Raw genomic sequence first — 17,962 nt, 5'->3', positions numbered from 1 at the left:
TTGCGCTCATTAGCAAAATTATACGTGCTGGAGAACACTTGAAAACAATGGCAAGGATGTTTGAAAAGTTTCCCATAGGGAGGGGTGTACCATAGGTGTGCCAAAAAATCGATATTTAATAAAACCTCCTTTATTAGAAATTTCTGCGGAACAGAAAAATTCGACATCCAAACTACGGGATCTGATAACCGAGAGAAAAAATAAGGCTGCGGGTTTTGGTGCTGCTATAGTAATAATACGGGTTGTTGGGTTGGATATTGGAAAGACCCAATTCGTACCCGAAGTTAAACTGTAAGCCGTTGCTTATCCTAAAGCCAGCCAATAAGTTGGCACCGTAATCGAAACTTTTAAAACTGCGGAAACTTTTGTCGCCAAACTCATAGGATATAGGATCAAAATCGCCGTTATTATCAGGTCCGTTGTCAAGGGAGGCAGGGGTGAAGCTCGCCTTTAGCCCCTTTGCTATATAGGGACCGCCGCCTAAAAAGAAACTGCCCCCTTTTACGGGAAGATTGTAAATAACATTTATTGGAACCTGCAAATAAGATAACCGTAGCTTACCATAAGTGCGGAATACGATATCGCCCCCAAAGGTGTCTTCGGTAGTTTTGGCACCTTTGGTAACATAATTCACACCCGGTTGAAGCGAGATACGCCCAATAGTAAAACTGGCATAGGCACCGCCGGTAAAACCGGAAATAGCTTTGTCATCATTCGCGATAATAATATCTTCATTTCTTGGGCGCGAAAAACTTGTAACACCAATTCCGGCTTTAAAGCCAAAAGTAATAGGTTTCTCCTGTGCAAAGGTTGATAAGCCTGCCAATAAAAAGCATGCGAAAAGTAAAGGTTTAAGTTTCATTATAGCGTGGTTTGTATATACCTTACGCAGTTTAACGGGCGTATGTTACAGTGAAAATCACTTCCAAATCTTCGCCACATTTAATGCAGTTCTACCCTTTCTTCAAGGTTTGCTTTCGCAGCAAGCTGATGACCACATAGGCCCCAACCAGCGCAGGGAAAAACAACAGGAATGAGCGCTGCAGCAAAGTAAAAATAGGGATCATGCCATTGGGTACTATCTTGCGGAACAATACCGAAACCGCCAGTTCGGCAAAGCCGCTGCCGCCCGGGCTCGGTGCAAAATAGATCATGAACTGAATAAGCACCTGTATGCTGATCACCTGTACCAGGCTGGCGCTAAGCCCAAGGCCAAGCAAAATAACGTATTGCAGGCAGTACTTATTCAGGTAAAGCAGCGTGGTGATCACCAAACTCAGCGGGAACAAAAACGGGTGCTGCCTGATAATAACACTACAAGTTTGCTGGTATTTGCTGATACTGGTAAAAGAGTTTTGCGCCCAGTTGGCTAACTTATCCTTCCTTTTTGGGAAGATAATCGCCAGGCCGCCGGCAATTTTTTTGATGATGGCACCAACCCATAACGGTTTCCAAAATGCCAGCAAAAAAGCCAATAAAAATAACAGGAAAAAGCTAAACCCATACTTAAGCATGGCAGGGATAACACTACTGATAGCGCTGGTATCCATCAGCATAATAGCTACAAAGCCTGCCAATGGCATAAAAATCAGCGTAGCACCCATATTGATAAGGCTCACAGCAAAAGCATCAATAAATGTTACGCCGTTGCTGGTGTACACAAAAATTTGAGCCGGACCCGCGCCGCCATGTGCAGGGGTAACCGCGCCCATAAACATATTGGCCACGTTTGCCCTAAAGCTCACCCAATGCGATACGCCGGGTGCCAGCTTGCGGATGTAGATATGGTTTCGCCAGCTGCCCAGCATCAGATCTACAAAAAGCATTAAAAAGCAAATGGCCACGTATTTATAAGAAATATGCTGAAGCGCCTTTACTGTATCGCCGGTATTGTTGTAAAAAAATATACCGGCTATGGTAATAACCGTGATCAACGCGAACCAAAGAGCGCCTTTGATAATAACGCTTTTATTGAATACTTTATTTACTTCTTGCTTGTCTGCTTTAATGGCTTCCTGTTCAGTCATTTATAGATGCGAAATTTACTTGGCTAATATATTAAAATAATGGCTCGCCTTCCGATTTTTCAGGCACGATGCCTTTCCATTTCAGGATGCTGTCGAACAGGTCGGCGGTACGCGCCGGGCGGGTGTTCCAGCCTTTTTGGTTGTATATTAAAGGCACGTGAATGTGCTGGCGATGCAGCGACCCATGCGAGCCCAGGTGCTCGGGGTATTCCCAAAAATCGCGCAGATCGTAACCAACCGAGGCGCTTATCACAATATCCCCTGCCCTGCGGCTTTGGAAAAGTTGGTAGATCTGGAAGATAGCATCCGGGTAGTCTGTTTCAAAAGTGGCGTCCAATATAGCGCGGTGACCGGTGGCCTCAATTTTGCCACCGTACTTAAGCACATCAGCTGTTAATGGTTCGTAGGCGAAAACATCATCTTTCACCGCAATTTTGGCCTTACCCTCACGATTGTGAATGATGAAGGTTTGCTCCTCTTCGCCACGGTAAATGGCAAAATCTACTGCGTCTTCTTTGATCAGTTTCTCCAGGCGTTCCTGCCCCATGATCTTTACGATCTCTGCTTCGCGAAGCACATGGTCGCCCTCATGATCCAGCAAGTGAATACTGCCGAAGGAGTTACCCGATATCATCACCGCCGATTTTGGGTTTTGCTTCCAGATAACCGGGTAGTAAACAGATTTTAAGCCGTTGTTGGTCATCCAGTCGCCCAGGTCGAGGTGCTTGGTGGTTGGGGTAAGCCCATGGTCGGATGTCATTACAAACAGGGTATCGTCCCACCAGCCTTTATGCTCCAGTTTGGCGCGTACAGTGCCCAGGCTACGGTCTACAATTTTATAAGCTTCAATGGTGCGCTCATCGCGAATATGGTGGTAGTGCGAATCCCAATCCACACTTGGGAACACCGCGAACAGAAAATCGAAATCCTTACCGGCGTTCAGCATATCCATAATACGGTCATGCCCCTGCAGGTCTACCGGGTGGTGGATCTGTTTAAAATGTGCTTTGGTGTACAACCAGCCCTTGCCCTTTTTACCCAGATCGTATTCATCGGGTACGTTGCGGGTGATCATGTTGTACATATTGTACGATTCGCCCATCAGCTCAAACAGCGTTGGCTTATCGGGGTGCATATCGGTATTAAACCAGGCTGCTTCGGGGCCGCAGTAGCTGCGCATAGCGTTCTTGTTCCAGCGGGTGCGTTTAAATTCCTTTTTATCAAACCAGCGGATCCCGGTAATATCCTGCGTGCCGGGGAAGTGGCCGGTTAAAAACGGCAAATACGCCGGGCCGGTGGTAGAAGGGAAACAGGTAGTAGCCTTGCGGTAAGTACCTTCGTCTATAATACGTTTTATATTGGGTAAAAGGCCCTGTTCTATCAATTCGGGCAGTACCTCGCTATGGGCGCCGTCCACTAAATAAAACAGCACTCGCTTTTTGCTTTGCATCAGTATCAGTTATGTTAGCAGCATTCAAAAATTGACCAAATGTCGTTTTCGGTCAATTCCGCAAAGTTAAATTAATTTGCTTAGTGTGAAACAAAGTTTGGGTTTGTAACTGATAAATCACCATTGCATTTGTTAAATTTTAGATAAATTTATGAAAAAACGGACCCAGACCGACACTAACCAGACAATCGAATTACCTTTAATACGGATTAAGAATAAAAATTTAAATCGCCATTCTAAAGGCGATCCCAATTCAGCAGCAGAAATAAACTTAAAATTCAAAGTAATATAAGGAGCCCAAATGGTCTACACAATTCGGGCTTTTAATTGATTGTTATTTTGTTATTAACATCTACTCGCCATTCAAGTGGCCGGGGAGCTTAAGCGTGTTTCTTCACAATTGCCGCTAATTCGGCCAGATCGAAGGGTTTTTTTAAGTACCCATCGGCCAAGCCTGCTTCGGCAATTTCTTTAATGTTGCTAACCGCCGACACGATGATCACCGGGATATGGCTGGTTGCGGGGTTGGTTTTTAAGCCTTTGCTTAACTGCTGCCCGTTGGCATCGCTGCTCCAATCGGTAAGCCAGTTATCCAAAAGGATAATATTGGGGGCAATATCTGCAAGTTGTTTCAATATTTTAGCATTGTCGGATGATATTACCTCATAGCCTTCATCCTCCAGGGCAAGCGTAACTGCATCCCTTATATCTTTATCATCCTCAATAACTAAAACTTTCTTAGCCATAATATTCCTACAGGTTGTGGTATCGATACAAAACTTAACTTGACGATCTGTTTAAGATTAACATTAAAGCAGATAATTTGTTTATTACGAAAAGCAAAAAAACACTATATCAATCTGGTCAATATCTTCACTTCGGCAGGCTTTTTCAGCAGTGCTGGCGATATATGCACAAAATATTTATAATGAGGGGTTTCCATGTGGCGCGATAAAGCATCCTCATCCTTCCACTCCTCTTCAATTACGTAGCGGGTGGGCTCATCTTTATACTGATACAGTTCGTAGGCCAGGCAGCCCTCTTCCTTTACCGATGCATTCATCAATTTTTTTAATTCCGTATCAAAAGCCACCTCCGCATCTTTTTTACAATGCAGGCAGGCCAACAAACTAATGCTCATAACCGTGTTTTGTAGATTTAAACCTGCGGGCGGGGCTGTTTGTTTATAAACGGATTGTAATATTATTTATACCAAGTGCTGTTTAGCCTTTACAGTTTGAAAGCCATGGGCGCTATAACTCACAATCAATTGCACACCTAAATTTGTGTAAACCCTTAAAAATATTAACATATTGACTATCAAATATTTAAAAAGTTAACATTCGAAATTATGTTAACTTTTGTAAACTTTTTGTGAGCAACAGGAACAATTAAACAGCAAACTTCCTTATTGCAAACCGGACGTTCCGTCCAGATTGAAGCAGTTACGGCAGCGGGGTTCGTAACTTTCTTTTTCGCCAAGGAGGATCTGGCTTTCGTCGGGCACCAGGCGGTAAGAGTTTAGCGCCGGGCTGCCGCATTTTACGCACACGGCGTGTAATTTAGTTACCGATTCGGCCATCGCCATCAGTTCGGGCATGGTGCCAAAGGGGCGGCCTTTAAAATCCATATCAAGGCCGGCAATAATTACCCTGACGCCGCTGTTGGCCAGGCTGCTCACTATGCGTGGCAGATCGTCGTCAAAAAACTGGGCCTCATCAATACCAACAACTTGTATATGCGGGGCAAGGGGCAAAATAGCCGCTGCTTTATCTACCGCTTTGGAAGGAATAGAATTTAGGTTATGAGATACCAGGGCGCTTTTATCGTATCGGGTATCGGCCACGGGGCTAAATATCTCCACATGTACCTTGGCAATGCGAGCCCGGTTAACCCGCCTGATCAGTTCTTCGGTCTTGCCCGAAAACATCGATCCGCAGATCACTTCTATACTCCCGCCTACCTCGTTACGCCTTCTAAAAACTTCCTCTGTGTACAAACCTCAAAACTTTTGTGAGGGGCTAATATCAGAATTTTATACTATTTTTGATAAGCATTTTCCTAACATAATAGCATGAAGCAACAGGAAGTTTTTAAAAAGATAGGCGTAATAATACAGGAGATAAACGAACAGTATGAGTATCTGCAAGGTAGCATAGAAAACCTAAACGACCTGGAGCTTGAACTTTTTGTAGCTAACACCCATTTTTTAAAAGACCATGCCGAAATACTGCGCAAGCTGAACGCCATTAAAGGCCAGCCTGTTACTAAAAGCAGCATAAAGGATGAGCCCAAATGGTTTGAGCCGGTTGTACAGCCCGCCAAATCGGCCTCTGTTCCCTTTAAACAAGATACACCGAAACCCGCCTATAACGACAGTATTAAATTTGAAATAGTTCCGCAGGAAGAAGAATTACAGTTTGAACAACCCGAGCCAATTGAAGAGCCTACCCCTATTATAGACATCAGCGGCGATACGCCCGAGGATACATTTTCGTTTGAACGCGAAGAGCCGGAAACCATTCGCCATGAATTGATTTTGGATGAGGCTGATAATTTTGACGATGAGGAAGACGGACAAAGCGAGGATGAAGCCCTGTTGACGCCTGTAGCCGAAATAGCGGAAGAAAGCCCGGAACCGGAAAAGGAAGCCTCTGAAACCGAAGTTGACAGTACACAAGAAGAGGAAATACCCGCCGAAGCAGAGATAACCACTGGAGTTGAAGAGATACCCGAACCTGTAGCGGAAGCTGTTGAGCCGGAGCCTAAAGCTGAGCAAGACATAGAAAGTCCTGAGCCAGAACCTGAGCTATTTGAAGAACCAACGACAAAGGGCAAGAAGGTTTTAGCCGAAAGCATGGAAGATATACAGGTGGATAATCTGGAACCAAAAGCTAACGACAAAAAAAACAACGATGAGCAGCGCCCGCTTACGCTTAACCAGCGTTTATCGGCACAAAAAAAGGAAAGCAAAGCGGCAACCGAAGTGGAAGTGGCAGAGCCATTATCTGATATTAAAGCGGCTATTACCCTTAACGATAAACTCCTGTTTGTAAAAGACCTGTTTAAAGGATACAACCTTGCCTATACTGAAGCTATTGAAATTGTAAACCGTTTCAGCAATTTTGAAGAGGCCGATAGGTTCTTACAAAACAATTATGTAACCAAAAACAACTGGGAAGGCAAAAAGGAAACATCAGAGAAATTTTACGCGCTGCTTAAAAGGCGTTACGCGTAAATAACCCCCATACGGTTACTATCCAGTTTTAAGAGGATAAACAACAGCATGGTAAAGCTTAATAGCGATGAGCCGCCATAGCTGATAAAAGGCAGCGGTATACCAATTACCGGCATCACCCCTATAGCCATAGCGATATTGATAAGTACGTGGAAGAATATTACGGAGGCCACCCCATAGCCGTAAATGCGCGAAAATGGCGCACGCTGTCGCTCCGCTATCATAATAATACGCAGCAATAAAAACAGGTACAAGCCAAGCACCACTACGGAGCCTGCAAAGCCCCACTCCTCGCCTATGGTACAAAAAATAAAGTCGGTGCTCTGCTCGGGTACAAAAGCGTATTTTGTTTGCGTGCCCTGCAGGTACCCTTTACCCCATGCCCCACCAGAACCAATGGCTATTTTTGCCTGATTTTGATTGTAACCCACACCCTTATTATCCTTGGTAATTCCCAGTACCACATCAATACGCTTGCGCTGATGTGGTTTTAAGGCATGTTCATACAATGGTTTCACACCAAACACAAAGGCTATACTTATGGCAGCGCCAATAATTATTTTGAACACCAGCCCGCGGTTTCTTTTGATAGCTAACGCGAGGGCCACCGTTACGGCAATAATAGCGGCTACCACATACCAGCTATTAAACAGCAACGAAGTAATGAAGAGTGTAATAAGCAGGCCAACTACAATCAAAAAATATGGCGATAGGCCTTCACGGTACAATACAAAAATAAGCGAGCAGAATACCAGTGTAGAGCCATCATCGGGCTGTAACTTAATAAGCGCCATCGGCAGCAGTATGATAGCCCCCGCTATAAGGAACGATTTAGGATCGGTTACTTTTACGTTGGTTGCGCTGAGATACCTGGCCAGCAGCAAGCACGTTGCAAATTTGGCAAATTCCGAGGGTTGCAACCTAAACCCGCCCCCCATATCTATCCAAGCCTGGTTACCGCCTACATTGTGCCCCTTTACAAGCACAAGCAATAGCAGCAATGTAGTTGCCACGTAAAGCGCAGGGGCAAGGGCCGAAATGAAACGGCTCTCCAGCAATAATATAATGATGCCCAATACTATGGCTACAATAATGTAGATAAACTGCTTACCGTAACGCGTATCGGTATCAATAATACTGGGGTTGTTCTCGTCAAAAACGGCGGCATGGATGTTAAACCAACCGATAACGCACAATGACAAGAATAAGAATACCGTTAGCCAGTCCACATTTAAAAAGAAGCTGCGCTGCTGATTGTTATTGTAGCTCATCGTCCTTTCGTTTTGGCAGCATGGCTGTTGGCTTGCTTATAGGTTGGTTTTTGGGCGGCGTGTTCGACGCCGCTTTCAATTTCAATTTAGCTACAGAATCTGCAGAGGCTTTTTTAAGACTGTCTAAATGCAACTGCCTTTTTTCGGATGATGTTAACACTACCGGTGGCAGCAGGTTGGCATTCATGTAATACTCGGGGTTAATGCCCGATGATCGCGTGGAGATCTTGCCGGTTAAATATTTTTCTACCATAAAGCTGGCGATTGGCGCTGCCCATGTTGCACCCTGCCCTGATTTCTCTACAATAACCGCAATGGCAATTTTAGGGTTGTCGCGCGGAGCGAACGCTACAAATACCGAGTTATCTAACTGATTTTTCACCTGGGCGGTACCGGTTTTACCGCACATAATGATGCCCGGTATTTTTGAGCCATTAGCCGTACCCACATCCACTACCTGCTGCATCCCATCAATAGCCGGGCGGAAATACTGCGAATCTACCCCCACGTAATTACGCACGGTGTATTCATGCTTTATCACTTGCTTATCGCCGATGGATTTGATCAGGTGCGGTTTATAGTAGAAGCCCCGGTTGGCAATAATAGCCTCGATATTGGCCAATTGCAGGGGCGTTGCCGAAAGTTCTCCTTGCCCTATCCCTAATGATATAACAGCACTGGAGCGCCAGCCGCCTTTTTTGTAAATTTTATCGTAGTACTCGGCTTTAGGTAACAAGCCCCTGCTTTCGCTTGGCAAATCGAGGTCGAGACGACTACCTAAGCCAAATTTGGCCACTTTATCGCGCCATGCGTTGTACCCGGTATCCACATTGCGCGCCCCAAAACGGTTCACCAATTTTTCAAACACCATATTGAAATACCCGTTGCAGGAATGTGCAATTGCCTGGCTTAGTGCCACCGCGCCGTGTACCTCGTGATGAAAACATGGTATTCGGCGGTTACCTGCCTGGTAATAACCAGGGCATACATAAACTGTTTGTGGGGTGATCATTCCTTCCTGCATGGCTATCAACGCGCTCAGCGGCTTAAATGACGAACCCGGCGGGTACAAAGCCTGCACCGGGCGGGTAAAGAAGGGCTTGTATGGGTCTTTATATAATTTAGCGGCGTTATTACCACGCTCACGACCAACCAACAGGTTAGGGTCGTAGGTAGGGCTGCTTACAAAGGCGAGGATCTCACCTGTTGATGGTTCGATGGCTACAATACTGCCTATTTTATTACGCATTAAAGCTTCACCCAATTTTTGGATATTCATATCCAGCGAGGATACCAGCCTGTCGCCGGCTACCGCAGTGGTATCAAAAGCGCCGTTGGCGTATAAACCCTTGCGCGTATTGTGTGAATCTACCATCCAGGTTTGCACACCGCGCTGACCCCGCAAAACGGTCTCGTAAGATTTTTCCACACCAGTGATGCCCACGTAATCACCCGGGCTATAATATCCGCCGGAGCGTTTGATAATGGGATCGGTAACCTCGCCTATATAGCCCAGGAATTGCGCTGCTGCCGAATCGGGGTAAGTACGTACCGGGCGTTGCTGCGGGAAAAATCCGGGGAACTCCGATAGCCGTTCCTGGAAAGAAGCATATAATTGTGCCGATAATTGTTTTTCAAAAACCGAAGCGAGATACGGCGAGTACTTGCGGGCCTTTATCATCCGCTTATTGTAGCCTTCCTTATCAATACCCAGCAGTTTGCAAAACTCCACGGTATCAAATGGCGTAACCTGTTTCGGTATCACCATAATATCGTATACCGGTTCGTTCTGTACCATTATTTTACCGTTCCTGTCCAAAATGGGCCCACGGGCGGGATACAACATAATTTTACGTTGAACATTTTGGCTGGCGTAAAGCGCATAACGCACATCCACCACCTGTATATAAAACAAGCGGCCAAGCAGTACCAAAATAAAGGCTATGAAAATACCGGCAACAATATAGCGCCGCTCAAAAAAACTGTTCATTATCGCTCTTTCCTTCTGAAAAATAACAGCCCCGAAACCAGCATCAAAAATACTGTAAATATTGAACTCAATAAAAAGCGGCTTAGTGTGTATTGTATTTCAGTAATGCGAAAAACTTCGAGATTAAACAGGAAGAAGTGATGAAAAAGGGTAAGTACCAGCGCATAAGTAAAAAACCAGCGGAAACCCATAATGCTGAGGGTTGGCTCGGGCTCGTTATCGAAGCCATCTTTTTGCACCGTTATGCTGATAAACATTACACGCACCAAAGCAAGCACCGTACAAGCCGCGGCGTGCAGCCCCGGTGTATCGTAGAACATATCGATAGTTAACCCTAACAAAAACGACAGGGTAAATAACACTACGTTCGGTGTTTCGAAGGGCAGCAGCAGGATAAAAAGGATATACAGGTATGGTGTAGCCAGATCATAAAGCGCCACATTCTTCAACAGGAAAACCTGCAGGAAGATGAGCATGATAAAGCGCACCAGGTTCATCAGGATAATTCTACTCATCTTTTTTCTCCTGGGCCTCTAATCCCGCCTGCTCTGTAGCAAACTTATTGTTGATCACATACACGTACTCCAGCTTGCTAAAATCTACCGCCAGCGCCACTTCCATATTCAGGAAAAAACCGGCGCCTTTTGCATTCAGCTTGCTTACTTTACCTATCGGGATACCTGCCGGAAAAAGGGAAAGCTGCGAGGTAACCACCATTTCGCCAATTTTTGGCTGCGCGGTGTTCGATACATCTACCAGCAATCCTTTATGCGGATCCAGGTCGTCGCCCCATTCCAAATAGCCAATCTCCTTATTGGTAGCCAGCATAGCGCTAAAGCGCGAATCTTTATGCAACAGGGATTGCACAATGGCAATATGCTCGCCAACCAGTACTACCTTACCCACAACACCGGTACCCGTTATTACGCCCATCCCCTTTACAACGCCATCCTTACTCCCCTTGGTTATGGTTAAGTAGTTGTTGCGCTTGTTAACCGAGTTGTTGATCACCTTGGCATCAATGTACTCGTACTGTTGCTTGTAAATGGTATCGTTAACCACATGTTTGGCAACAGAATCTAAAAACTTGGAGGCGCGCAATTGGTTACGCAGGTCGGCATTTTCCTTCGCCAGCTGGTCATTCACCTCACGCAGCGAAAGGTAGCCCTTCAACTCGTCGGCCCGGTCATAAAACTCGCCGGTTACCTTATTGGTGCTATTGATGAATGTAGCCTTTTGAAAAGAGTTGTATTTAATATAAATAACAAGCGAAATTATCTCAAAAATGAGAAACAAAAAGAATGCGTTGTACTTAGTGATAAATATCAGGAGGTTACGCATCGGGATTGAGATATGAGATATGAGATGTTAGATATGAGATAGAACTCGGTTTGCTCCGGTCTCAAATCTCATATCTAACATCTCATATCTAAATTACTGCATAAGGAATTTAAAGTTACCAATATTCTTAAGGGCGGTACCGGTGCCGCGTACTACCGCGCGCAGTGGGTCTTCGGCAACGTGTACCGGCAATTTAGTTTTAGCAGCCACACGTTTATCCAGGCCGCGCAATAACGCGCCGCCACCTGTAAGGTAAATACCGGTTTGGTAAATATCCGCAGAAAGCTCCGGCGGGGTTATCTCTAATGCTTTTAAGATCGCTTCCTCAATTTTAGAGATGGATTTATCGAGGCAATGGGCAATTTCTGTGTACGATACGGTGATCTGTTTCGGCACACCAGTCATCAGATCGCGGCCTTGTACAGCGAAATCTGCAGGTGGTTCAGAAAGCTCAGGAAGAGCGGCACCTACTTCAATTTTTATCTTCTCGGCGGTACGGTCGCCAATCATAATATTGTGCTGGCGGCGAATGTACTGAACAATATCAGAGTCGAAGTTATCTCCCGCTACGCGGATAGACTGGTCGCAAACAATACCAGATAGGGCGATAACAGCAATTTCGGTAGTACCACCACCAATATCAATGATCATGTTACCCATTGGCTCTTCCACGTCGATACCGATACCTACGGCAGCGGCCATTGGTTCGTATATCAGGTACACTTCTTTAGCGCCTGCTATTTCGGCGCTGTCGCGTACCGCGCGTTTCTCCACCTCGGTAATGCCCGATGGGATACAGATAACCATACGCAGCGATGGGAAAAACCACCCTTTGCCCTGGTTTATCATTTTTATCATCCCGCGTATCATCAGCTCGGCGGCGTTAAAGTCGGCAATTACGCCATCTTTAAGCGGACGCACTGTGCGGATGTTATCGTGGGTTTTACCCTCCATCTGCATCGCCTGGCGGCCAATGGCAATAACCTTGTTTGTGGTACGGTCAAAAGCTACTATCGATGGTTCATCAACAACTACTTTATCATTATGTATAATGAGGGTATTGGCAGTACCCAAATCTATAGCGATTTCCTGTGTGAAAAAATTAAATAAACCCATTTAATGTGTGTTTCTATAATTTGCAAAGTTCATAAAAATAAGCGTAATTGTAGCATCTATTTAGAAGCATTTAACGTCTTTTTTACAACTCATTTAAAAATTATTTATTGTTGATGGCATGTTGAATAAAATTGTAATGCTACTCATTAGCAGTTGTATAATAATTTCCTGCTCTGCAATAAAACCTGCTCCTGATCCTGAATTTTATCGATATTCTGTCGCTTATAAATATATCGTTAAGCACAATCAAAACCTAAGAAAAGCCAGGGTTAGGACTATTGATTCATTAGAAGCAACACAACTATTAGATTTTTATTTAGAAATAGCCAGGGATTGGAAACTAAAAGAAAGAAATATAGTTGATAAGCTCGATAGCATTGATAAAAGTGCACCTAACCCGGTTTACAAGCCGTGGCTCAAGCGTTTAACCAATAGCCCCTCAAAGCCCCCCAAATTTGTGGTGTCTTTTTCTAAAACTTTTAACAACTATTTTACCGCAGAAGTGCTTTCTGTTATCTCGCCAAAATATAACTCGGCAAATGCACAAAGACCAGTGTTTGGCCGAAGCACTATATACTTATTCGCTTTTGGTAAAAACAACGAGATAATAAAAGTATACAGCTATGAACTCGCCTATAACTAATCTCTAATCACAGCCTCTAAACTAACCCTTAGTGCTTGAAGTGCCTCATCCCGGTAGTTACCATGGCGATGCCTTTTTGGTTACACATGTTGATGGAGTCCTGGTCTTTTATAGAACCGCCCGGTTGTAAAACAGCAGTGATACCTGCATCGGCAGCAATCTCCACACAATCCGGGAAGGGGAAGAAAGCATCAGATGCCATTACAGCGCCTTTCAGATCGAACCCAAAGCTTTCGGCTTTGATGATCGCCTGCTTCAGCGAATCTACACGCGAGGTTTGGCCAACACCGCTCGCCATCAGCTGGCTGTTTTTAGCGAAAACGATAGTGTTTGATTTGGTATGCTTTACCACTTTATTGGCAAAATACATATCTTTCAGTTCTTCGGTTGTAGCTGATTTTTCGGTAACCGATTTCATTTCAGCCGGCCCTTCAACCACGAGATCTTTATCCTGTTCAATAACGCCGTTCAGCAGGGTTTTGAATTGCTTGTTTGGCAACTCAACCCGGTTGCGGATCAGTACAATGCGGTTCTTTTTAGCGGTAAGTACTTTTAACGCATCGTCGGTGTAAGCCGGAGCGATAAGCACTTCGTAAAATATCTTATCGATCTCTAAAGCGGTTGCTTCGCAAATTTCGGCATTGGCTATCAAAACGCCGCCAAAAGCCGAAACCGGATCGCATGCCAAAGCATCTAACCAGGCTTCCTTAGTATGTAAACGACTGGCGATACCGCAAGCGTTGGTATGTTTAAGGATGGCAAAGGTTGGCTCGGTAAACTCATCTATCAAAGCAACGGCAGCATCTACATCTACCAGGTTGTTGTACGATAATTCTTTACCGTTCAATTTGGTGAACATGGCATCAAGGTTACCATAGAAGGTGCCTTTTTGATGCGGGTTTTCGCCGTAACGCAAAGTCTGGCTGGTTTGGATGCTTTGTTTAAAAACAGGCATCGGCTCAGTTTGATCGAAATACTGGAATATATGCGTATCGTAATTAGACGAGATATTGAACGCTTTTTGCGCGAAAGTACGGCGCTGATCAATAGTAGTAGCACCATGCTGGCTTTTTAGGATGTCTTCCAAAATACCGTAATCATTTTTAGAGGCAACGATAACCACGTCTTTAAAGTTTTTTGCTGCCGCGCGGATCAACGAGATGCCGCCGATATCAATCTTCTCGATGATATCTTCCTGGCCTGCGCCAGAATTTACGGTTTCTTCGAAGGGGTACAGGTCCACAATTACCAGGTCAATCTCGGGGATTGCGTATTGCTCCAGTTGCTGTGCATCACTATCTAAACCACGCCGCGATAAAATACCACCGAACACCTTTGGATGCAGGGTTTTTACACGGCCGCCCAGTATAGATGGGTACGAGGTAAGGTCCTCAACAGCAATCACATCAACCCCAAGGTCGCGGATAAAAGTTTCGGTACCACCGGTTGAATATATGTTGACACCAAGGCGATTCAGCTCGTGAATTATCGGCTCGAGGTTGTCTTTGTAATAAACAGAAATAAGGGCATTTTTTATTTGAACAGACTGGCTCATTTGCAGGGCTTTTTTTGAGCCGCAAAGGTATGGATTAGAGTTTAGAGATTTGTGATTAGAGAACAGTTTTTTTTAAGTAGTTTATAATTGATGCTTAGGCAGATAAAAACGACTTATCGCCATAAAATTGGTGCCTTATTTGTAGCGTTATGGCGGGGTGGCCCGTAATGTTAAAAAAGGCCGACAATGAAAACTTTAGTCAAACTATTAGCAATGGCAATATTGCTGTTTTTAGCCGCTTGCAAAAAAGAAAGTAAGCCTGTAGCAAACGCCACCCTTTCGGGCAAGTGGCAGGCCCAAGTGCAAACTACTGATGGTACCGGTATGCCTGTACGCATAAGCCCGCCCACACCGGGATACCTGCAATTTAATGCCGATGGCACTTTAGAGGGTACGGTTTTGGATAATTATGAAAGCTACGTGATAAAAGATAGCGCAACCCTTGTTTTTACCGCCAACGACCATACAACCACGCAGAATTACCGGTACACCATAAATGGCAACGAACTAAACCTGGTGCCCGACGGCCCCATACGGTGTTTTGATAGCGGTTGCGGTTATTACTTTACCAAGGCCAACTAATATCGCCTAAAACAAATACCTACACATGAAAACTATTGTAAAACTAACAGCAGTTGCCCTAATTTTACTTATCGCCGCCTGCGGGAAAGAAAGCAAGTTCCTGGTGAACACTTCGCTGCAGGGCAAATGGAAGTTATCTGCTACCTATGCCGACCCCGGCGATGGCAGCGGAAAATATTTGCCTGTAAGCGCCTCCAATACCGAGTATGTACAGTTTAAAACAGACGGAACATTGGCAGGCACAGCGTTTGTTAATTACGAAAGCTATGCAGAAAAAGACAGCGTCACCCTAATTTTTACAGCAACTGACCATATCACCAAACAAAACTTCCGGTACAGTATAAAGGGCAATGAACTTACCATGAGCCCCGCCGGCCCAATCATGTGCATTGAGGGCTGCGGTGAAAGATTTACAAAAATTGATCAATGAAACAAGCCATGAAAACGATCATAAAAATTTCATTTGCACTATTCGCCATCGCTGTTATCGCGGTAGCATGTACAAATAAACAAGGTGCCGTACCAAACGCGTCGCTAACAGGCAAGTGGCGCTATATAGGTAGCCGCATGAGCAGTGGCGGCCCACAGTACTTTGTGCCCGCTACCAATAGTAACGGCTATTTACAATTGAATGCCGATGCATCAATGTATTGGAAATTACCTGATAATAGTACAGGTTCTTATGTTAAATATACGGTTTTAGACAGTGTAAAGTTGAAGCTAAGTTCGGCGGACGGCAAAGAATACGAAGATTATTACTATAAAATTAAAGGCGATTCGTTATCGCTGGGCATGGCAGGGCCAATTGTTTGCTATGAAGGTTGTTCGGAACATTTTGTGAAGGTGAAGTAGTTTCAGCAAAGTGGGTTTGCGTTTATGAGCAAAGCTTGCTATTTTAGGGCATCACAATCATACCGTCATGGTCACTAACCTGCAATTAACCGCTACAGTTGAGATTTCCCTAAGTAAACAAAAAATGCTACTGATGGCTGCCGGCTCGCTGGCCTTTGTTGCGGCAGGTTTTTGGTTTATTACCCATCCTGGTATCAGGCTATTCGGCAACAAACCTTACCCGGTATTCACTTATCTCATTGGTTTTGCGGCAGTAGCTTTCTTTGGGTTTTGCGCATTTTGCCTCATCAAAAAACTATTTGACACCAAGCCGGGGCTGGTTGTAAATGAGGAAGGCATTATAGATAATTGCAGCGGTTTCTCATTCGGCTTTATCCCCTGGGCAGATATCGAGGATATTTACGTAATAGAAATTGGCAGGCAAAAATTGATCATCGTGTTGGTGAATAACCCCGAAGTCTACATCAACCGCCAAACTAATCCGCTGATGAAAAAAATGGCGGCAATGAATTATCGTAGTTATAAAACTCCAGTAAGTATCACTGCTAATACGCTGCAGTATGATTTTGAGGAATTGTATGTGTTGTTGAGGGCCCATGTGGAAAAGCTAAATTTTAACAGGAATGAATAAAATCTCGTTTGTAACCGGTGCAGTCACCATTGCCATATTTTGCTTTAGTTGCGGAATCAAAAAGGCGGAATCAAAAAAGTTTTCTATAGTTGGAACTTGGCGCTATTTTTCCAATTCGGGAAACAATGGCGTCAAAAGCTACATTGACACAGTGCCTAATACTATAAATCAATACTTGATCTTTTACGAAAAGGGGGAATTGAAAGGAGACTATCTTCCAAATGGGTTTTACAGGTTAAAAAGAGATACGCTAATAATTAAAACAACTCAAAACGCCATCTTAAAATATAGGTGCACATTTAACGAAAACACTTTATACATAAGCCCCGCAATGATTTGTGATGAGGGATGTCCTATTGAAAAGTTTATGAAACAAAACTAAGCCTCAATAATCTTAACTTAGTATTATGACAACGGTTATCGTTCAATCTGATTCGGAGAAGAAAACTTTATTGTTAATGCAATTGGCCGAAGAGTTAGGCTTATCTCCGGAAGCGCAAACCTTCCATGATTTGACTGTAAATGATATGATGACAGGCATTGGCAGGAAAGCAACAGATGAAGAATTAATTACTTATCTTAACAAGCGTATGGATGCCCCCCTTTAGATTTTGAAGAGGCCTTCTCAAAATATAGAAACTCAACTAAGCTCTAATCTCCGGCCTCTAATCCCTAACTCCGCATCTTCTTCAGCAAATTCTCTATCACCTTTGGGAAATGCATATGCTCCAGTTGCTGGCCCTTAAATTTAACGATCTCGAGAGTATCACCGGGCTCGATCTTAAATTTCGACTGGTGAATAACCTCCCCCTCGTCAAACTCGGCATTTACAAAGTGAATAGTAATGCCCGATTCTTCTTCGCCCGCAGCTAAAATAGCCTTGTGCACATTATCGCCATACATACCCTTACCGCCAAACTTAGGCAACAGCGCCGGATGCAGGTTAATGATCTTGTTGGGGAAAGCGTTCAATAAGCTTTTTGGTACCAGCCACAGGAAACCGGCCAATACAATAATATCTACCTGCAGGTTTTTCAGCAGCGCTATTACATCGTCGCTATCGTAAAATTCAGCGCGGTTGAATATATGCGAGGGGATCTCAAAATTATCGGCACGCTGTAAAACGTAGGCTTGCGGGTTATTGGTAAGTATCAGTACAACCTCAGCATCGGCATTACGTTTAAAATGCTCCATTATCTTCTGAGCGTTGGAGCCTGATCCGGAAGCAAAAATGGCGATTCTCTTTTTCAAAATAAATGGTAGCTA

The 17,962-nt window shown here is 44.4% G+C and carries 21 protein-coding genes; 8 read left to right on the top strand and 13 right to left on the bottom strand.

Annotated features, from left to right (window positions below; all coding sequences use genetic code 11):
• Positions 1-172: 172 nt before the first annotated feature.
• The 6 genes from EPL05_RS20535 to EPL05_RS20510 form a co-directional block, all read right to left on the bottom strand.
• Positions 173-862, bottom strand: coding sequence for a porin family protein (locus EPL05_RS20535; protein ID WP_128535875.1), 690 nt, complete (start codon positions 860-862; stop codon positions 173-175).
• A gap of 91 nt (positions 863-953) precedes the next feature.
• Positions 954-2,027 (bottom strand): lysylphosphatidylglycerol synthase transmembrane domain-containing protein, encoded by a 1,074-nt coding sequence (locus EPL05_RS20530; RefSeq protein ID WP_128535874.1) that lies wholly within the window; start codon positions 2,025-2,027, stop codon positions 954-956.
• 31 nt (positions 2,028-2,058) lie between these two features.
• Positions 2,059-3,477, bottom strand: coding sequence for an alkaline phosphatase family protein (locus EPL05_RS20525; RefSeq protein WP_128535873.1), 1,419 nt, complete (start codon positions 3,475-3,477; stop codon positions 2,059-2,061).
• A gap of 380 nt (positions 3,478-3,857) precedes the next feature.
• Positions 3,858-4,223 carry a response regulator transcription factor gene (locus EPL05_RS20520; protein ID WP_128535872.1) on the bottom strand — a complete coding sequence of 122 codons (366 nt, stop codon included), beginning with the start codon at positions 4,221-4,223 and terminating at the stop codon, positions 3,858-3,860.
• 104 nt (positions 4,224-4,327) lie between these two features.
• Positions 4,328-4,618: a putative quinol monooxygenase gene (locus EPL05_RS20515; protein ID WP_128535871.1), complete on the bottom strand. Its 291-nt coding sequence runs from the start codon at positions 4,616-4,618 to the stop codon at positions 4,328-4,330.
• 267 nt (positions 4,619-4,885) lie between these two features.
• Positions 4,886-5,476 carry a thymidine kinase gene (locus tag EPL05_RS20510; RefSeq protein WP_128535870.1) on the bottom strand — a complete coding sequence of 197 codons (591 nt, stop codon included), beginning with the start codon at positions 5,474-5,476 and terminating at the stop codon, positions 4,886-4,888.
• 75 nt (positions 5,477-5,551) lie between these two features.
• Between EPL05_RS20510 and EPL05_RS20505 the strand changes: the two genes are divergently transcribed.
• Complete coding sequence (locus tag EPL05_RS20505; protein WP_128535869.1) at positions 5,552-6,715, top strand: hypothetical protein; 1,164 nt, start codon at positions 5,552-5,554, stop codon at positions 6,713-6,715.
• Here the strand turns inward: EPL05_RS20505 and rodA are convergent.
• The 5 genes from rodA to EPL05_RS20480 all read right to left on the bottom strand — a co-directional run bounded on the left by rodA (position 6,706) and on the right by EPL05_RS20480 (position 12,433).
• Positions 6,706-7,986 carry a rod shape-determining protein RodA gene (gene rodA / locus EPL05_RS20500; RefSeq protein ID WP_128535868.1) on the bottom strand — a complete coding sequence of 427 codons (1,281 nt, stop codon included), beginning with the start codon at positions 7,984-7,986 and terminating at the stop codon, positions 6,706-6,708. The two genes, EPL05_RS20505 and rodA, sit on opposite strands and share 10 nt — an antisense overlap.
• Complete coding sequence (gene mrdA / locus EPL05_RS20495) at positions 7,973-9,976, bottom strand: penicillin-binding protein 2 (RefSeq protein WP_128535867.1); 2,004 nt, start codon at positions 9,974-9,976, stop codon at positions 7,973-7,975. The genes rodA and mrdA overlap by 14 nt, the downstream gene beginning before the upstream one ends.
• Positions 9,976-10,491 (bottom strand): rod shape-determining protein MreD, encoded by a 516-nt coding sequence (locus EPL05_RS20490; protein WP_128535866.1) that lies wholly within the window; start codon positions 10,489-10,491, stop codon positions 9,976-9,978. The genes mrdA and EPL05_RS20490 overlap by 1 nt, the downstream gene beginning before the upstream one ends.
• Entirely contained in the window at positions 10,484-11,317 is an 834-nt protein-coding gene (mreC, locus tag EPL05_RS20485; protein ID WP_128535865.1) for a rod shape-determining protein MreC, read from the bottom strand. The genes EPL05_RS20490 and mreC overlap by 8 nt, the downstream gene beginning before the upstream one ends.
• Before the next feature lie 93 nt (positions 11,318-11,410).
• Positions 11,411-12,433, bottom strand: coding sequence for a rod shape-determining protein (locus EPL05_RS20480; protein WP_067054626.1), 1,023 nt, complete (start codon positions 12,431-12,433; stop codon positions 11,411-11,413).
• Between the two features lie 118 nt (positions 12,434-12,551).
• On the opposite strand from EPL05_RS20480, the gene EPL05_RS20475 reads away from it, so the two are divergent.
• Positions 12,552-13,076: a hypothetical protein gene (locus tag EPL05_RS20475; RefSeq protein ID WP_128535864.1), complete on the top strand. Its 525-nt coding sequence runs from the start codon at positions 12,552-12,554 to the stop codon at positions 13,074-13,076.
• Positions 13,077-13,104: 28 nt separating this feature from the next.
• Here the strand turns inward: EPL05_RS20475 and purH are convergent, their stop codons facing one another.
• Complete coding sequence (purH, locus tag EPL05_RS20470; RefSeq protein WP_128535863.1) at positions 13,105-14,631, bottom strand: bifunctional phosphoribosylaminoimidazolecarboxamide formyltransferase/IMP cyclohydrolase; 1,527 nt, start codon at positions 14,629-14,631, stop codon at positions 13,105-13,107.
• A gap of 186 nt (positions 14,632-14,817) precedes the next feature.
• Between purH and EPL05_RS20465 the strand changes: the two genes are divergently transcribed.
• The 6 genes from EPL05_RS20465 (at position 14,818) to EPL05_RS20440 (ending at position 17,304) form a co-directional block, all read left to right on the top strand.
• Positions 14,818-15,213: a lipocalin-like domain-containing protein gene (locus EPL05_RS20465; protein WP_128535862.1), complete on the top strand. Its 396-nt coding sequence runs from the start codon at positions 14,818-14,820 to the stop codon at positions 15,211-15,213.
• 25 nt (positions 15,214-15,238) lie between these two features.
• Complete coding sequence (locus EPL05_RS20460; RefSeq protein WP_128535861.1) at positions 15,239-15,643, top strand: lipocalin family protein; 405 nt, start codon at positions 15,239-15,241, stop codon at positions 15,641-15,643.
• An 8-nt stretch (positions 15,644-15,651) separates the two neighbouring features.
• On the top strand, positions 15,652-16,065 hold the full coding sequence (locus tag EPL05_RS20455) for a hypothetical protein (protein ID WP_128535860.1): 414 nt from the start codon (positions 15,652-15,654) through the stop codon (positions 16,063-16,065).
• A 67-nt stretch (positions 16,066-16,132) separates the two neighbouring features.
• Entirely contained in the window at positions 16,133-16,696 is a 564-nt protein-coding gene (locus EPL05_RS20450; protein WP_128535859.1) for an STM3941 family protein, read from the top strand.
• Complete coding sequence (locus EPL05_RS20445) at positions 16,689-17,078, top strand: hypothetical protein (RefSeq protein WP_128535858.1); 390 nt, start codon at positions 16,689-16,691, stop codon at positions 17,076-17,078. Before EPL05_RS20450 ends, EPL05_RS20445 begins: the two co-directional genes overlap by 8 nt.
• Before the next feature lie 25 nt (positions 17,079-17,103).
• Complete coding sequence (locus tag EPL05_RS20440; RefSeq protein ID WP_128535857.1) at positions 17,104-17,304, top strand: hypothetical protein; 201 nt, start codon at positions 17,104-17,106, stop codon at positions 17,302-17,304.
• Positions 17,305-17,368: 64 nt separating this feature from the next.
• Here EPL05_RS20440 and purN read toward each other — a convergent pair whose 3' ends face one another.
• The gene (gene purN, locus EPL05_RS20435) at positions 17,369-17,947 is read right to left on the bottom strand and encodes a phosphoribosylglycinamide formyltransferase (RefSeq protein WP_128535856.1); all 579 of its coding nucleotides are present in this window, start codon (positions 17,945-17,947) and stop codon (positions 17,369-17,371) included.
• Positions 17,948-17,962: the final 15 nt, after the last annotated feature.

Origin of the sequence: Mucilaginibacter gilvus (assembly GCF_004054195.1) — a bacterium.
GTDB classification, from domain to species: domain Bacteria; phylum Bacteroidota; class Bacteroidia; order Sphingobacteriales; family Sphingobacteriaceae; genus Mucilaginibacter; species Mucilaginibacter gilvus.
The sequence above is the reverse complement of the archived record's forward strand: the minus strand, read 5'-3'. Positions and strand labels throughout refer to the sequence as shown.

Excerpts from the sequence above, each read along its gene's own strand:
- EPL05_RS20535 (WP_128535875.1), bottom strand. The coding sequence starts at position 862 with ATGAAACTTAAACCTTTACTTTTCGCATGCTTTTTATTGGCAGGCTTA.
- EPL05_RS20530 (WP_128535874.1), bottom strand. The coding sequence starts at position 2,027 with ATGACTGAACAGGAAGCCATTAAAGCAGACAAGCAAGAAGTAAATAAA.
- EPL05_RS20525 (WP_128535873.1), bottom strand. The coding sequence starts at position 3,477 with ATGCAAAGCAAAAAGCGAGTGCTGTTTTATTTAGTGGACGGCGCCCAT.
- EPL05_RS20520 (WP_128535872.1), bottom strand. The coding sequence starts at position 4,223 with ATGGCTAAGAAAGTTTTAGTTATTGAGGATGATAAAGATATAAGGGAT.
- EPL05_RS20515 (WP_128535871.1), bottom strand. The coding sequence starts at position 4,618 with ATGAGCATTAGTTTGTTGGCCTGCCTGCATTGTAAAAAAGATGCGGAG.
- EPL05_RS20505 (WP_128535869.1), top strand. The coding sequence starts at position 5,552 with ATGAAGCAACAGGAAGTTTTTAAAAAGATAGGCGTAATAATACAGGAG.
- rodA (WP_128535868.1), bottom strand. The coding sequence starts at position 7,986 with ATGAGCTACAATAACAATCAGCAGCGCAGCTTCTTTTTAAATGTGGAC.
- mrdA (WP_128535867.1), bottom strand. The coding sequence starts at position 9,976 with ATGAACAGTTTTTTTGAGCGGCGCTATATTGTTGCCGGTATTTTCATA.
- EPL05_RS20490 (WP_128535866.1), bottom strand. The coding sequence starts at position 10,491 with ATGAGTAGAATTATCCTGATGAACCTGGTGCGCTTTATCATGCTCATC.
- mreC (WP_128535865.1), bottom strand. The coding sequence starts at position 11,317 with ATGCGTAACCTCCTGATATTTATCACTAAGTACAACGCATTCTTTTTG.
- EPL05_RS20480 (WP_067054626.1), bottom strand. The coding sequence starts at position 12,433 with ATGGGTTTATTTAATTTTTTCACACAGGAAATCGCTATAGATTTGGGT.
- EPL05_RS20475 (WP_128535864.1), top strand. The coding sequence starts at position 12,552 with ATGTTGAATAAAATTGTAATGCTACTCATTAGCAGTTGTATAATAATT.
- purH (WP_128535863.1), bottom strand. The coding sequence starts at position 14,631 with ATGAGCCAGTCTGTTCAAATAAAAAATGCCCTTATTTCTGTTTATTAC.
- EPL05_RS20465 (WP_128535862.1), top strand. The coding sequence starts at position 14,818 with ATGAAAACTTTAGTCAAACTATTAGCAATGGCAATATTGCTGTTTTTA.
- EPL05_RS20460 (WP_128535861.1), top strand. The coding sequence starts at position 15,239 with ATGAAAACTATTGTAAAACTAACAGCAGTTGCCCTAATTTTACTTATC.
- EPL05_RS20455 (WP_128535860.1), top strand. The coding sequence starts at position 15,652 with ATGAAAACGATCATAAAAATTTCATTTGCACTATTCGCCATCGCTGTT.
- EPL05_RS20450 (WP_128535859.1), top strand. The coding sequence starts at position 16,133 with ATGGTCACTAACCTGCAATTAACCGCTACAGTTGAGATTTCCCTAAGT.
- EPL05_RS20445 (WP_128535858.1), top strand. The coding sequence starts at position 16,689 with ATGAATAAAATCTCGTTTGTAACCGGTGCAGTCACCATTGCCATATTT.
- EPL05_RS20440 (WP_128535857.1), top strand. The coding sequence starts at position 17,104 with ATGACAACGGTTATCGTTCAATCTGATTCGGAGAAGAAAACTTTATTG.